General features: G+C 71.8%; 14 protein-coding genes. 7 read left to right on the forward strand and 7 right to left on the reverse strand.

The window, feature by feature from the left end:
• The 4 genes from ACWGKQ_RS47760 to ACWGKQ_RS47775 all read right to left on the reverse strand — a co-directional run.
• A partial coding sequence (locus ACWGKQ_RS47760) for a beta-ketoacyl synthase N-terminal-like domain-containing protein (RefSeq protein WP_453298385.1) occupies window positions 1-490 on the reverse strand: 490 nt, incomplete at its 3' end.
• Window positions 487-1755, reverse strand: a complete 1269-nt coding sequence (locus tag ACWGKQ_RS47765) for a beta-ketoacyl-[acyl-carrier-protein] synthase family protein (RefSeq protein WP_453298386.1) — start codon at window positions 1753-1755, stop codon at window positions 487-489. The genes ACWGKQ_RS47765 and ACWGKQ_RS47760, both read right to left, overlap by 4 nt.
• Window positions 1752-2165 (reverse strand): cupin domain-containing protein, encoded by a 414-nt coding sequence (locus ACWGKQ_RS47770; RefSeq protein WP_189260617.1) that lies wholly within the window; start codon window positions 2163-2165, stop codon window positions 1752-1754. Before ACWGKQ_RS47770 ends, ACWGKQ_RS47765 begins: the two co-directional genes overlap by 4 nt.
• 39 nt (window positions 2166-2204) lie before the next feature.
• Window positions 2205-3275, reverse strand: a complete 1071-nt coding sequence (locus ACWGKQ_RS47775; RefSeq protein ID WP_453298387.1) for a SchA/CurD-like domain-containing protein — start codon at window positions 3273-3275, stop codon at window positions 2205-2207.
• Between the two features lie 213 nt (window positions 3276-3488).
• Between ACWGKQ_RS47775 and ACWGKQ_RS47780 the strand changes: the two genes are divergently transcribed.
• A complete protein-coding gene (locus ACWGKQ_RS47780) occupies window positions 3489-5150 on the forward strand; it encodes an FAD-dependent oxidoreductase (RefSeq protein ID WP_453298388.1) in 1662 nt (553 codons plus the stop codon).
• 157 nt (window positions 5151-5307) lie between these two features.
• Here the strand turns inward: ACWGKQ_RS47780 and ACWGKQ_RS47785 are convergent, their stop codons facing one another.
• On the reverse strand, window positions 5308-5775 hold the full coding sequence (locus tag ACWGKQ_RS47785) for an RDD family protein (RefSeq protein WP_453298389.1): 468 nt from the start codon (window positions 5773-5775) through the stop codon (window positions 5308-5310).
• Window positions 5776-5986: 211 nt separating this feature from the next.
• On the opposite strand from ACWGKQ_RS47785, the gene glnA reads away from it, so the two are divergent.
• From glnA to pspAB, 4 genes are all read left to right on the forward strand, one after another.
• A complete protein-coding gene (glnA, locus tag ACWGKQ_RS47790) occupies window positions 5987-7396 on the forward strand; it encodes a type I glutamate--ammonia ligase (protein WP_453298390.1) in 1410 nt (469 codons plus the stop codon).
• 101 nt (window positions 7397-7497) lie between these two features.
• Window positions 7498-7755, forward strand: a complete 258-nt coding sequence (locus tag ACWGKQ_RS47795) for an SCO2583/SCO2584 N-terminal domain-containing protein (RefSeq protein ID WP_453298391.1) — start codon at window positions 7498-7500, stop codon at window positions 7753-7755.
• A gap of 143 nt (window positions 7756-7898) precedes the next feature.
• The gene (htpX, locus tag ACWGKQ_RS47800; RefSeq protein WP_453298392.1) at window positions 7899-8819 is read left to right on the forward strand and encodes a zinc metalloprotease HtpX; all 921 of its coding nucleotides are present in this window, start codon (window positions 7899-7901) and stop codon (window positions 8817-8819) included.
• A 2-nt stretch (window positions 8820-8821) separates the two neighbouring features.
• Window positions 8822-9406: a PspA-associated protein PspAB gene (pspAB, locus tag ACWGKQ_RS47805; RefSeq protein ID WP_453298410.1), complete on the forward strand. Its 585-nt coding sequence runs from the start codon at window positions 8822-8824 to the stop codon at window positions 9404-9406.
• 21 nt (window positions 9407-9427) lie between these two features.
• Here the strand turns inward: pspAB and ACWGKQ_RS47810 are convergent, their stop codons facing one another.
• The gene (locus ACWGKQ_RS47810) at window positions 9428-9712 is read right to left on the reverse strand and encodes a hypothetical protein (RefSeq protein WP_453298393.1); all 285 of its coding nucleotides are present in this window, start codon (window positions 9710-9712) and stop codon (window positions 9428-9430) included.
• A 262-nt stretch (window positions 9713-9974) separates the two neighbouring features.
• Here ACWGKQ_RS47810 and ACWGKQ_RS47815 point away from each other — a divergent pair, with 262 nt between their 5' ends.
• Window positions 9975-10709 (forward strand): alpha/beta hydrolase, encoded by a 735-nt coding sequence (locus ACWGKQ_RS47815; RefSeq protein WP_453298394.1) that lies wholly within the window; start codon window positions 9975-9977, stop codon window positions 10707-10709.
• A 25-nt stretch (window positions 10710-10734) separates the two neighbouring features.
• Here ACWGKQ_RS47815 and ACWGKQ_RS47820 read toward each other — a convergent pair whose 3' ends face one another.
• Window positions 10735-12075 carry a DUF2252 domain-containing protein gene (locus ACWGKQ_RS47820; protein ID WP_453298395.1) on the reverse strand — a complete coding sequence of 447 codons (1341 nt, stop codon included), beginning with the start codon at window positions 12073-12075 and terminating at the stop codon, window positions 10735-10737.
• Window positions 12076-12238: 163 nt separating this feature from the next.
• Here ACWGKQ_RS47820 and ACWGKQ_RS47825 point away from each other — a divergent pair, with 163 nt between their 5' ends.
• Entirely contained in the window at window positions 12239-13423 is a 1185-nt protein-coding gene (locus ACWGKQ_RS47825) for a winged helix DNA-binding domain-containing protein (RefSeq protein ID WP_453298396.1), read from the forward strand.
• The last annotated feature ends 6 nt before the right edge of the window (window positions 13424-13429 follow it).

Genomic DNA, 13429 nt, shown 5'->3' on the forward strand with positions numbered 1-13429 from the left:
CCGAGCAGGGGCCCTTGAAGCCGCGCCGGATGGAGATCTGGCCGGTGCTGGCCGCGTAGAACCAGGCGATGGACTGGTAGGGGCCGACGAACCGGCTGCCCTTGCCCCAGAGCTGCTGGAGCTCGCGCTGGCCGAACTCGCCGCCGCCGGAGCCGGCCGCGGTGACCACGCCGACGTCGAACGGGCAGTCGTCGGTGTCGGCGCGGCCGAGCCGGGCGTCTTCGAGCGCCAGGTCGGCCGCGGCCATCGCGAAGTGCGTGAAGCGGTCGGTCTGGACGATGAGGCGTTCCTCGACGGCGGCCGCCGGGTCGAAGTCGCGGACTTGTCCGGCCACCTTCATGGGCAGGTGCTCGCAGCCGTCGCGGGTCACCTTGTCGAGGACGTTGCGTCCCTCCTGGACGGATTTCCAGAAGGTCTCTGTGCTGGTTCCGTTGGGCGCGACGACACCGATGCCGGTTACGGCGGCCCGTCGAGACCGGGGTTCGCTCATCGTGTCCGTCCTCTCTGCCGGGTCAGGATCACCGCGGACTGGAAGCCGCCAAACCCGCTGCCCACGGACAGGACGCCGCCGAGGCGCCGTTCGCGGGCGACGCGCGGCACGTAGTCGAGGTCGCACTCGGGGTCGGGGGTCTCGTAGTTCGCGGTGGGCGGGACGACCTGGTGGGCCAGGGCGAGCACACAGGCGACGACCTCGATCGCGCCGATGGCGCCGAGCGAGTGCCCCACCATGGACTTGATGGAGCTCATGGGCGTGCTGTACGCGTGCTGTCCGAGGGCCTTCTTGACGGCGGCGGTCTCGTGGCGGTCGTTCTGCCGGGTGCCGGAGCCGTGCGCGTTGACGTAGTCGATGGCGGTGGGGTCGAGGCGGGCGTGGTCCAGGGCGGTCTCGATGGCGCGGGCCATCTCCAGGCCCTCGCTGGTGAGACCGGTCATGTGGTAGGCGTTGCCGAAGGTGGCGTAGCCGTCGAGCTGGCAGTAGATGTGCGCGCCGCGGGCCTTGGCGTGCTCCAGCTCCTCCAGGACGAGTACCGCGCCGCCCTCGCCCATGACGAACCCGTCACGGCGGTTGTCGAAGGGCCGGGAGGCGTGCTCGGGGTCGTCGTTGTTCGGGGAGGTGGCCTTGATCGCGTCGAAGCAGGCCATGGTGATCGGTGAGATCGGGGAGTCCGAGGCGCCGGCGATGCAGATGTCGGCGCGGCCCTCCTGGACGGTGTGGAAGGCGTAGCCGACGGCGTCCAGGCCCGAGGTGCAGCCGGTGGAGACGGTCTGCACCGGACCCTGGGCGCCGAAACGTTCCGCCACCGCGGAGGCCAGGGTGCTCGGGGAGAACGCCCGGTGCAGCTGGGGCTGCGCCTGCCGGTGGTCCACGTCCCAGCGCTGGCCCGCGCCGCTCACCAGGACGTAGTCGTGCTCGAGACGGGTGGTCCCGCCGACCGCGGTTCCCAGGGAGACCCCGATCCGCCAGGGGTCCTCCCGGCCGAGGTCGAGCCCGGAGTCCCGGACCGCCTCGTCACCGGCGACCAGGGCGAACTGTATGTAACGGTCCGCCCGTTCGATCTCCTCGGCGTCCAGGCCGTGCGCCGCCGGGTCGAAGTCGCACTCGGCGGCGATCCGCGACCTGAGGCCCGAGGGGTCGAAGAAGGTGATGCCGCGCGTCGCGGTCCGGCCCGAGGCGAGCAGATCCCAGAACGCCGGTACGCCCACACCCCCCGGAGCCACGATGCCTATGCCCGTAACCGCCACGCGCCGGGTCACGACCGGACCTGCCCCACGGCGACGGCTTCCGTCTCCTCGGTGTCGACGTGGCCCTGGCTCGGGCGCGGCGCCAGCGGGCCGAGGTGGAAGACGATCCGGGCCTCGACATTGCCCACGTTGCGGAAACGGTGCTTCATGTTGATGGGGATCATCAGTCCCTGCTCGGGCCGCAGCGGGTGCGGTTCGCCGTCCAGGTCGACCTCCATGTCGCCGCAGACGACGTACACGAACTCCTCGGAGTACGGGTGGTAGTGCTCGGCGATGCGGTCGCCCGGCTGCACGATGGCCACACCCATGAAACCGCTGGTGGAACCCACCGTGGCCGGGGTGAGCATGGCGCGCAGATCGCCGCCGCGCCGGGTGTTGGGCTCGACCTCGCTGAGGTCCACGATCTTCGGAATGGGCTGCATGTCTGCGTTCCTCCGTGGGGGTGATGCGACGGTGAAGGGTCAGGCGTCCGGCGAGCGGCGGTCGGTGATGAGCTCCATCCGCACCGTGTCGCCGTCCAGCAGGGCGGTCAGCGCGTGGGCGGGGGTGACGTCCACGGGCGTCCCGGGCCGCTGCTCGACCAGGCGGACGACGACGTCGTCGCGCTGGAAGACCGTGCTGTGCAGGACCGGGCTCGCCGGGTCCTCGGCCGCGGCCTCGTCCTGCTGGGCGAGCAGCTCCGCGAGCCGCATCCCGCAGCCCGGACGGGCCGGGTAGTACAGCGCGTGGCGCTCGCCCTCGACCGGCTCCTCGGCACCGACGTGGTGCACGGCCGGCAGCGCCGCCCGGGTGAAGAACACCCGTGCGGACTCCTGGTCGTCGAGGTCGCGCTCCTGCTCCAGGTAGGGGTTGATGGCCTCCTCGACGGCCCGCACCTCGGGCTGCCGGGCGACGTGGCGCAGGGCGGCCATCAGCTCGCCGCGCACCTCGATGGCCCGCACCACCCGGTTGCCGTGCATGAACAGGGAGGTGCGGCAGAGCCGGGTGGAGTCGTCGACCTTCGCCTGGGGCGAGGCGTAGTCCGCGAGGATCTTCGCGACCTTGGCCTCGCTGCCCGGCGTGACCGTGAAGGTGAGCGCGTGGCGGATCACGCCGTCGCCCATCCGGGGGTGGGCCTGCAGCACGCGTACGGCGTCGGCCGACGGTCCGCCGGTCTCCCGTACGACGTGGAAGCGGAGCGAGCGGGTGTCGCGGACGCAGTTGTGCAGCGGCTTCACCATCTGCACGTGCTCCTCGCTGTTCACCCAGGCGAGGAACGGCGGGGCGCTCTCCCACTCGCTGGTGATCAGCCACTGCGAGGGGTTCTCGATCGACTGGCAGAGCTGGTCGCTGACGTGCCCGGGCACCTGGGCGACCTGGCTGCACAGCTGCTCGTAGGCCTCCAGGAACTGCTGCTGCGCGCCGTCGTAGACGTCCACCAGCAGGACGACCCGGAGCCGGGAGCCGTCGAACACTGACTGGGAGACCCGTGTCGACACCGGGCGGGTCTTTCGGGTCGGCTTTTCCGAAACCTTTTCCGAGATCGTCGTCATGCTTCGCACATCTCCTTCGCTGGGGCAGCGGCCTGCGCCTTCGCCGATGACGCGGCGTCAGCGCTTCTTGATCCTGTGCCGGTCCTCGGATGCGCGCGACTCGCGTGAACCAGGTGGGTGATTGAGCACGCGGAACCCCTCCCGGAGGGGCCCGGACGGGGCATGGACGTTCCAACGCACCTGACGCACCAACACCCGCCTCTGGAGTGCCCGATGCACCAGCGAACCGATCACCAGGTCCCCGTCCTCGTGGTGGGCGGCTCCCTCGTGGGCCTGTCCATGTCCCTCTTCCTGGGCCGACTCGGCGTCCGCCACATGCTCGTCGAGAGACACTCCGGGACCTCGATCCACCCACGCGGCCGGGGCAACAACGTGCGGACGATGGAGCTGTTCCGGAGAGCGGGCATCGAGCCGGACATCAAGGCCGCGGCCTCCCTCCTCGCCGACAACCACGGCATCCTGCAGACCCCGACGCTGGTCGGCGACGCCGGGGAATGGCTGTTCAAGGAGATCGACCCGGGGGGCGGACTCGCCAGGTTCAGCCCGACGGGTTGGTGCCTGTGCAGCCAGAACGACCTCGAACCGGTGCTCCGCCAGGCGGCCGAGTCGCTCACCGGCGAGCTGCGCTACTTCCACGAGATGGAGTCCTTCGAACAGGGCCCCGAAGGAGTGACGGCGTACGTCCGCGACCGTGACTCCGACCGGATGTACACCGTCCGCGCGGACTACCTGGTCGCCGCCGACGGCCCGCGCTCCCCGGTCCGCGGCCGGCTCGGCATCGGCCAGACGGGCCCCGGCGACCTGTTCGCGAACGTCAGCATCACCTTCCGCTCCAAGCTGCTCCAGAACACGGTCGGCGACCGCCGCTTCATCTGCTGCTACCTCACCGACCCGGAGGCGGACGGCGCCCTGCTCCCCGTCGACAACAAGGAGCGCTGGGTCTTCCACGCGCCCTGGCACCCCGAACGCGGCGAAACCCTCGACGAGTTCACCGAGGAACGCCTCACCCGGCACATCCGGCGGGCGGTCGGCGTCCCCGACCTCGACGTCGAGATCACCGGCCGCGCGTCCTGGCGGGCGGCCGAGCGGGTCGCCGAACGGTACTCGTCCGGGCGGGTCTTCCTGGCCGGCGACTCCGCGCACGAGATGTCCCCGACCGGGGCCTTCGGCTCCAACACCGGCATCCAGGACGCCCACAACCTGGCCTGGAAGCTGGCGGCGGTCCTCGACGGCTGGGCCGGCGCCGGGCTCCTCGACTCCTACGACGCCGAGCGCCGCCCGGTCGCCCTCGCCACCAGCGCCCGCGCCTCCGCCCGCTCCGTCGAGCACAGCCACCCGGGCTTCGCGCCGGCCCCCGGCATCGGCGCGGGCAGGCGCGGCGGCATCCTCAACATCGTCCTCGGCTACCGCTACCCGAAGGGCGCGGTCCTCGGCGCCGACCCGGACCAGCCGCTCGTCCCCGACGGGATGAACCTCACCGGCCAGCCGGGCAGCCGGGCCCCGCACCTGTGGCTGCGCCGCGCGGGCGAACGGATCTCGACGCTCGACCTGTACGAGCGGTCACTGGTCCTGCTGAGCGACGCGGCCTCGGCCGGGGGTGCGGCCTGGCACGCGGCCGCCCGGCGGATCGCGGACACGGAGCGGATGCGGCTGGACACGTACCGGATCGGGGCGCCGGGGACGGCGGCCGATCTGGTGTACGACACGGAGGACGGCGCCGGCGCCGGCGACTGGGCGGCCGCGCACGGTACGACGGCGGACGGGGCGGTGCTGGTGCGGCCGGACGGGTTCGTGGCGTGGCGGTCGGAGGGCGCCGTACCCGACCCGGAGGGAGAGCTGCGGGAGCTGCTGGCGCGGGTGCTGCGGAGGAGGTGAGCCGGGGTGGGGGCGGGCCGGGGGTGGGGACGCTTACCGGCGCTTGCAGGGTGCCGCCCGCGCCCAACCGTGCCGCCCCAGCGGCACGACCGCCCGCGGACATCGTGCCCCGTAAGGGGCGCGGGGAACTGCGCGACCAGCCCCCACGGCGCCGCACCTACATACGGACCTCTACGGTCTTCGCCAGCCGGTCGTGCAGCCCCCTGCCGTCCCGGTCCCAGACCAGTGCCGGGATCGCGAGGCACAGCAGCACCGTGCGGGCCAGTGCGCGCAGCGGCTGCACCCGGCCGGTGCCGACGCCGACCACCCGCAGCCGGAACAGCCGCTTACCCGGCGTGAACCCGATCGTGCCCACAGTGAGGACACCGAGGACGAAGAAGACGAGGAGCGCCCAGTTGCCGGTAGCCGGCGTGTAGCCGTGCGTGATCAGGCCGTATGCGATCAAGACGCACAGCGCCCAGTCCACGACCAGCGCACCGAGCCGCCGCCCCGGGCGGGCGATGGAGCCCGGCCCGTCCTCCGGCAGACCCAGCTGCTCGCCCCGGTACCCGAACTCCGCACCGGCCTCTTCCATGGCCGCACGGGGTCCGGAGAGCCACGATCCGATTGCTTGCCTGTTGTCCACCCGTCCACGGTACTGGGCCCGGCCCGCCCCCTGGGTCGGCGGGGTGCCGCGGGCTACGGTGGAACCGAGGTCGGTTAACTTCAGCGAAACAAACGGGTCACGCCCGAGAAATCACCCGTCCCTAGGGTCGAGGACAACGTGTGCCACCGCACTGGCCGCACGAACGAACTACCACCCCGGCACGGGAACGGCCGGGAGTAGGAGGAGCTGGATGTTCCAGAACGCCGACGAGGCCAAGAAGTTCATCGCGGACGAGGACGTCAAGTTCATCGACGTCCGTTTCTGCGACCTGCCGGGCGTCATGCAGCACTTCACGCTGCCCGTCGAGGCGTTCGACCCGGACGAGGAGCTCGCCTTCGACGGATCGTCGATCCGTGGTTTCCAGGCGATCCACGAGTCCGACATGGCGCTGCGTGCGGACCTGTCGACCGCCCGGGTGGACTCGTTCCGCCGGGACAAGACGCTCAACATCAACTTCTTCATCCACGACCCGATCACGGGCGAGCAGTACTCCCGTGACCCGCGCAACGTGGCGAAGAAGGCGGAGGCGTACCTGGCGTCGACCGGTATCGCCGACACCGCGTACTTCGGCCCCGAGGCCGAGTTCTACGTCTTCGACTCCGTCCGCTTCGCGACCTCCGCGAACGAGTCCTTCTACCACATCGACTCCGAGGCCGGCGCCTGGAACACCGGTGCCGTCGAGGACAACCGTGGTTACAAGGTCCGCTACAAGGGCGGCTACTTCCCGGTCCCGCCGGTCGACCACTTCGCCGACCTGCGCGCCGAGATCTCCCTGGAGCTGGCCAAGTCCGGCCTCCAGGTCGAGCGCCAGCACCACGAGGTGGGCACCGCCGGCCAGGCGGAGATCAACTACAAGTTCAACACGCTGCTCGCCGCCGCCGACGACCTTCAGCTCTTCAAGTACATCGTGAAGAACGTGGCCTGGCGCAACGGCAAGACCGCGACCTTCATGCCGAAGCCGATCTTCGGCGACAACGGCTCGGGCATGCACGTCCACCAGTCCCTGTGGGCGGGCGGCTCCCCGCTCTTCTACGACGAGGCCGGTTACGCGGGCCTGTCGGACACCGCCCGCTACTACATCGGCGGCATCCTCAAGCACGCCCCCTCCCTCCTCGCCTTCACCAACCCGACGGTGAACTCGTACCACCGTCTGGTCCCGGGCTTCGAGGCGCCGATCAACCTGGTGTACTCGCAGCGCAACCGCTCCGCCGCGATGCGTATCCCGATCACGGGTTCGAACCCGAAGGCCAAGCGCGTCGAGTTCCGCGCGCCCGACTCCTCCGGCAACCCGTACCTGGCCTTCTCGGCCCTGCTCCTCGCGGGTCTGGACGGCATCAAGAACAAGATCGAGCCGGCCGAGCCGATCGACAAGGACCTCTACGAGCTGGCTCCCGAGGAGCACGCGAACGTGGCCCAGGTCCCGACCTCCCTCCCGGCCGTCCTCGACTCCCTGGAGCGCGACCACGAGTTCCTGCTCGCCGGTGACGTCTTCACGCCCGACCTGATCGAGACGTGGATCGACTTCAAGCGCACCAACGAGATCGCCCCGCTCCAGCTGCGTCCGCACCCGCACGAGTTCGAGCTGTACTTCGACGTGTGACAGACGCCCCCGCGGCCACCGGCGCCCCCGTTCCTGTTTCTCAGGGCGGGGGCGCCGTCGTATCGTGCCTGGGTACTGGCGTTCGAAACGGGGGGTACGGGATGTCGCAACAGAACGACGAGGACCGCGAGTTCGACCTGCGCTGGGCCGACCAGGCGGAACACAAGGAGCCGTCCGCGCGGGCCCGGATGCTGGCCGCGCGGTGGCGGGAGAACCCTCCGGACCCGGTACCGTTCCGGGCGGACCCGGGACCGGCGGGGCCACGAAGGTCGTCGTGGGTGTCGACGGCTCTGGTACTGGGGTGCGTGGCGGCGGTGATCGTCCTGCTGGGGTACATACAGACGCGGTCGCCCTACTAGCAGGACTGCGCGAGCAACCACGACGGCGCCGCACCCTCACAGGGACCTTTTGCCGCTACTAGGCACGTTCGGAACCTCCTCATTGCCCCCGGCAGGTGCACACTGGACAGCGGGACGAGTGCCTGACTGCGGGGTGGTGCAAGATGCAGAGCCGCTTCCGGAGCGACCGGCGGCTGACCGTGCGGATGACGGTCACGCTGTTCCTGCTCGGGTTGTTGTACGTCGGTTTCGTTGCCGCGCTGATCGTGCTGCTGAAGTCGTGGCTGCTGGTCGTCGTCCTGGTGGGCGCGATGTTCGTCGCGCAGTTCTGGTTCTCCGACCGGATCGCGATGTTCGCCATGCGCGGCCGGGTCGTGGAGCGCGAGGAGTATCCCGAGCTGCATGCGGTGGTGGACCGGCTGTGTGCCATCGCGGACATGCCGAAGCCCGTCGTCGCCGTCTCCGAGATGGACATGCCGAACGCGTTCGCGACCGGACGGAACCCCGACCATGCCGTGGTGTGCGTGACCACGGGGCTGCTGCGGCGGCTGGAGCCCGCAGAGCTGGAGGGTGTGCTCGCGCACGAGCTGTCGCACGTGGCGCACAAGGACGTCGCCGTGATCACGATCGCGTCCTTCCTGGGCGTGATCGCGGGGCTGATCGTGCGGTTCGCGTTCTACTCCCAGCTCTTCGGGGGCGGCCGGCGGGACCAGAACACCGCCGCCGTGTTCGCCGCGATCATCGGGGTCTCCGCGGCCGTGTACGCGATCAGCTTCCTGCTGATCAGGGCGCTGTCCCGGTACCGGGAGCTGGCCGCCGACCGGGCCGCCGCCCACCTCACCGGCCGGCCCTCCGCGCTGGCCTCGGCACTCACCAAGGTCACCGGGGACATCGCCCGGATCCCGACCAAGGACCTGCGCACGGCCCAGGCCTTCAACGCGTTCTACTTCACCCCGGCGACCGGCAAGGAGCCCGGCATCGAGCGCTTCTTCTCCACCCACCCGACCCTGGAGCAGCGGCTGGAGCAGCTGGGGCGGATCTCGGCGGAGCTGGGTGAGGCGGCGACGCCCGGAAAGGCCGGGTGAGCATGGGGTTCCTGGACATCCTGCTGGGCCGTACGAAGCCGGTCGCGCCCGATCTGGACCAGTTGTTCGCGCTGCCGTCGGCGGCGGTGACGCTGGAGGCGGCGGCCGGATTCAGGCCCACCGGCGGGGGCGCGGTGTGCTTCGCCACCGTGGAGGGCGCGGCCTTCGAGCAGACCCACCGGGAGGTCCAGGCGCTCCTCGACGCGGACACGGACCGCGGCGGCGTTCCGGTGGAGCTGCACCAGGACGACTACGGATACTCCTGGCTGGTCTCGCAGCGCTCCCCCGACCAGCTTCCGCAGCTGGTCAACGACCTGCACGCGGTGAACAGCTCGATGGAGGTCAACGGCTTCGGCCCGCAGCTGCTCTGCTCCCTGGCCGCCTTCGAGGACGAGCGCGGACGCAGGCTCGCGCTCGTCTACCTCTACAAGCGGGGCACGTTCTACCCCTTCGCACCGCTGCCCGGATCCGGTCAGCGGCGGGACAGCGCGCTGGAGTTGCAGGTCAAGGCGGTCCTCGCGAACGACCTGCGGATCGAGCAGGACCTCAGCCGCTGGTTCCCGGTCTGGGGTGCCCCCGGCCTCTGACCGGCCGGAGGCACCTGCTGCCTACTTCCCCTTCTCGTTCTGCTGGCGCCGGGACTCCAGGGGGCGCTCGCGGCGGTAGCGGCGCTCCCACTTGGCCTGCTGGTCACGGCGCTCGCGGTACGTCTTGTAGTCGCCGGCCTGGCCCCCTCCGCCGCCGGACGAACCGCCCGACGAGGAGGCCGACGACGAGCCCCGTCCGTACTGGACGTACACGAAGAGCAGGGCGACGGCGGCGAGCCACCAGTTGTGATTGCCGAATCCCAGGATGACCAGGACGACGGTTCCGGATAGGACGATGGTGCCCATGACGGGTCTCCGTGGCGTGGGTGTGTGAGCGGTCGACGGATCCGACGGCACGCGGGGGACGGGCGGCCGTTCGTCGGTGCGCGGCAGTGTAGCCCCGAGTCCCGGGGGCGCGGCCGGCCCTTCGGAAAGCGGTGGTGGACCACTCCGCAACGCGTATCCAGCGTAGGGAACCGGTCACACGGCGTGCATCCCGTTTTCGTGCGTGCCCACGTGCGTGACACGTGTGTGCGCACCCGGGCGCAGCCGTGGGTGAATGGGAGCCATGGTTCAACTCACCGGCTTCACCCACGAGTACGACGGCGAACAGCTCCGCGGGGTCCGTACTCCGGCCGCGGACGGCACCGACGGCACGGGCGGACCGGTCGCCGTCCTGCTGCACGGCGCCGGCACCGGCAACGAGCGGCGACTGCGCCCGCTGCTCGCGGAGTTCACCGCCCACGGCTGCCCCGCCCTGGCCTTCGACTTCTCGGGCCACGGCGAAAGCACCGGCGCACTCGCGGAGTTGAGCCTGCGCCGCCGCTTCGAGCAGGCGACGGCGGTGATCGACGCCCAGGTGGAACCGGACCGCCCGCTGGTTCTGGTGGGCTTCAGCATGAGCGGCCAGACGGTCGCGGATCTCGTACGGCACTACGGCGACCGCGCCTCGGCGATCGGCCTCTGCTCACCCGCGGTCTACACGCCGGAGTCCTGGGACGTCCCGTTCGGCGACGGCACCGGCCGCTTCACCGAGCTCATCCGCACCCCGGACGCCTGGCGCGCCTCACCCGCCCTGGCGGCGCTGCGCTCCTACACGGGCCGTGCGGTACTGGCGGTGCCGGGCACGGACGCGGTGATCCCGCCGCAGGTGACGGCGGCCGTCCAGGACGCCCTGCGCAGCCGGTCCCGGTACACCCGCTTCGAACTCCCGGACGCGCAGCACCGGCTGGGCCTGTGGTTCCACGACCACCCGGACGACCGGCGGGAGTTCGTCACGACGCTGCTGAAGGACCACGGCTGAACCGGGGCGGGCCGGGGCGGCCGGTTCAGAGCCCCGGTGCCGCCGTCAGGACGCCCGCCGTGACGGCCGCGCCGAGGGTGGCGTGGTCGGTGGTGGTCTGGTCGGCGTAGGCGAGGGCGAAGTCGGTGACCGCGTGGTCGAAGAGGTCGGTGCCACCCAGGTAGGCGGCGATGGCGATGCGGTCACCGGACCGGGCGTGGGCGCGGGCCAGGGTCGTACCGCACAGGGCGGCGTAGTCGCGCAGGCCCTTCGGGGCCATGGCGGCGACCTCGGCGGAGCCCTTCATGTCGCGTAGCTGGCGCCAGTAGAAGGCGCGGCCCTGAGGGCCGGTCATCCAGTCGAGGAAGATGTCCGCGGCGGCCTGGAGCAGCCGCTGTCCGGCGACGACCCGGTGGCCGTGGTGGCCGTACGGCCCGCTCGGCAGATGCGGTTCCAGTACGGACGTCCGGGCCTCCTTGATCTGCAGGAACAGCGGGTCGTCGGCGTCGCGGCCGGCCAGGAGCACGAGGAAGCAGCGGGTGCCGACGCTGCCGACGCCGACGACCTTGCGGGCCGCGTCGACGAAGCGGTAGCGGTCCAGGAGGAGCCGGCGCTCCTCGCCGAGGGTGGAGCGGTAGTCGCTGAAGATCTTGCGCAGGGAGGCCATGTCGGAGGCGCCGGCGGGTTCCAGGAGCGGCGGGTCCTTGATGATGCGGCGCTGTCCGCCGGTCGTCTCGGTGAGCCGGCCGAGCGCGTGCAGGCTGGTGCGGCGCCGGGCCCTGGCGAGGGTGTCCTCGGCCCGGCGCCGGCGGCGCGCGGAGCGGACCAGGGTCATCAGGCTGTCGGCGTCGATCCGTTCGTACCAGACGGCGAGTTCCCCGAGCCCCGCCAGCCGCCGCATGGTGGTCCGATAGGCGGCCACGGCCGCCCGGACGGAGGCCCGGGCCTGCGGATCGCTGTGCCCGTTCTCGCGGGCGGCGACGGCGACGGAGGCGGCGAGCCGTTTGACGTCCCACTCGAAGGGCCCGGGGAACGTCTCGTCGAAGTCGTTCAGGTCGAAGAGCAGGGTCCGCTCCGGGGAGGCGTAGAGCCCGAAGTTCAGCAGATGCGCGTCTCCGGAGAGCTGCACGGTGAGTCCGGTGTGCGGCTGTGCGGCGAAGTCGGCGGCCATCACGGCGGCCGCGCCGCGCAGGAAGGCGAAGGGCGAGGCGGCCATCCTCCCGTACCGGATGGGCAGCAGCTCGGGCAGCCGGTCGCGGCCCTGCCGTTCCAGTACGGCGACGGGGTCGGGGCGGTCGACGGAGGGCAGCCAGAAGGCGTGGGCCGAGCGCGGGGCCCACTTGCGGGCGGCCCTGCCGCGGGCGGCACGGTCGGCGGGTGTGGCCATCCGTCGCTCCCCTCTGGCGGCTGCTGCGGCGACCGCTCCCTCCGTCACGTGCTGATCGAAGTGAACGGGAGGTTCCCGGGCCCGCGCATGCCGAGCCCGGCGAACAGGTGATTGTCAGTGGCGTCGGGCAGGATGCGGTCAGGGAGTCCACGGGGAGGTCGGCATGAGCGGCGGGCGGCGGCACATCGGGGTGGCGGAGCGGCGCGCCCGGCTGGCACTGCGCCACCGGCTGGCGGCCCCGGCGCGGGCAACGGCGCCGGAGCAGGTCGCCGAGGCGCTGGTGGCGCTGCACGGCTCGGATCCGGCGACGGTGTACCTGGCGGTGGGGGCCCGGCTGGCCGAGGCGGCGAAGACGGTGCCGGAGACGGAGCGGGCGCTGTACGGGGACCGCTCCCTGGTGCGGATGCACGGCATGCGGCACACGGTGTTCGTCTTCCCCGCGGATCTCACAGCGGTCGTGCACGCCTCGACGGGCCTGACGGTGGCCGCCCGCGAGCGCGCGGCTCTGCTGAAGGACATGGCGCGGGCCGGCGCCCCGGACGCGGCCTGGCTCGCGGAGGTCGAGTCCGCGACGCTCGCGGAGCTGGCCCGGCGCGGCCAGGCGACGGCGACCGAGCTGGCGGCCGCCGAGCCCCGCCTGCGCGAGCAGTTCCCGTACGCCGCGGGCAAGAGCTACGAGGGCGTCCACACCGTCTCGACGCGCCTGCTGAGGGTCCTGGGCGTGGAGGGCAAGGTGGTGCGGGGCCGCCCGCTGGGCTCCTGGACGTCGAGCCAGTTCCGCTGGGCACCGGCACCGGACCATCCGGAGCTGGACCCGGCCGAGGCCCAGGCGGTCCTGCTGAACCGCTGGCTGCACGCCTGCGGGCCGGCCACGGAGGCGGACCTCAAGTGGTGGACGGGGTGGCGGGTGACCGAGGTCCGCCGGGCGCTGACGGCGATCGGGGCGGAGCAGGTGACCCTGGACGAGGGCGACACGGGCTATGTGACGGCCGGTGACCTGCCGGAGGTCCCGGCGCCGTCCCGGCCCTGGGCGGCCCTCCTCCCCGCCCTCGACCCGACGGCCATGGCCTGGCAGCGGCGGGACTGGTACCTGCCGCCGGAGCTCCGTCCGCTGCTCTTCGACCGAAGCGGCAACGTGGGGCCGACGGTGTGGTGGAACGGGCTGGTGGTGGGCGGCTGGGCGCAGCGCCGGGACGGCGGGATCGTCTGGCGGATCCCCGATCCCGGCATCCGCAGAGAGGCCGAGCCGGCGATCGAGGCGGAGGCGGAGCGGCTGCGCGGATGGGTGGGCACCGCGCGGGTGACCCCACGGTTCCGGACGCCGCTGGAACGGGAGTTGAGCGGCTGAGCGGGC

The organism is Streptomyces sp. NPDC054770, assembly GCF_053611985.1.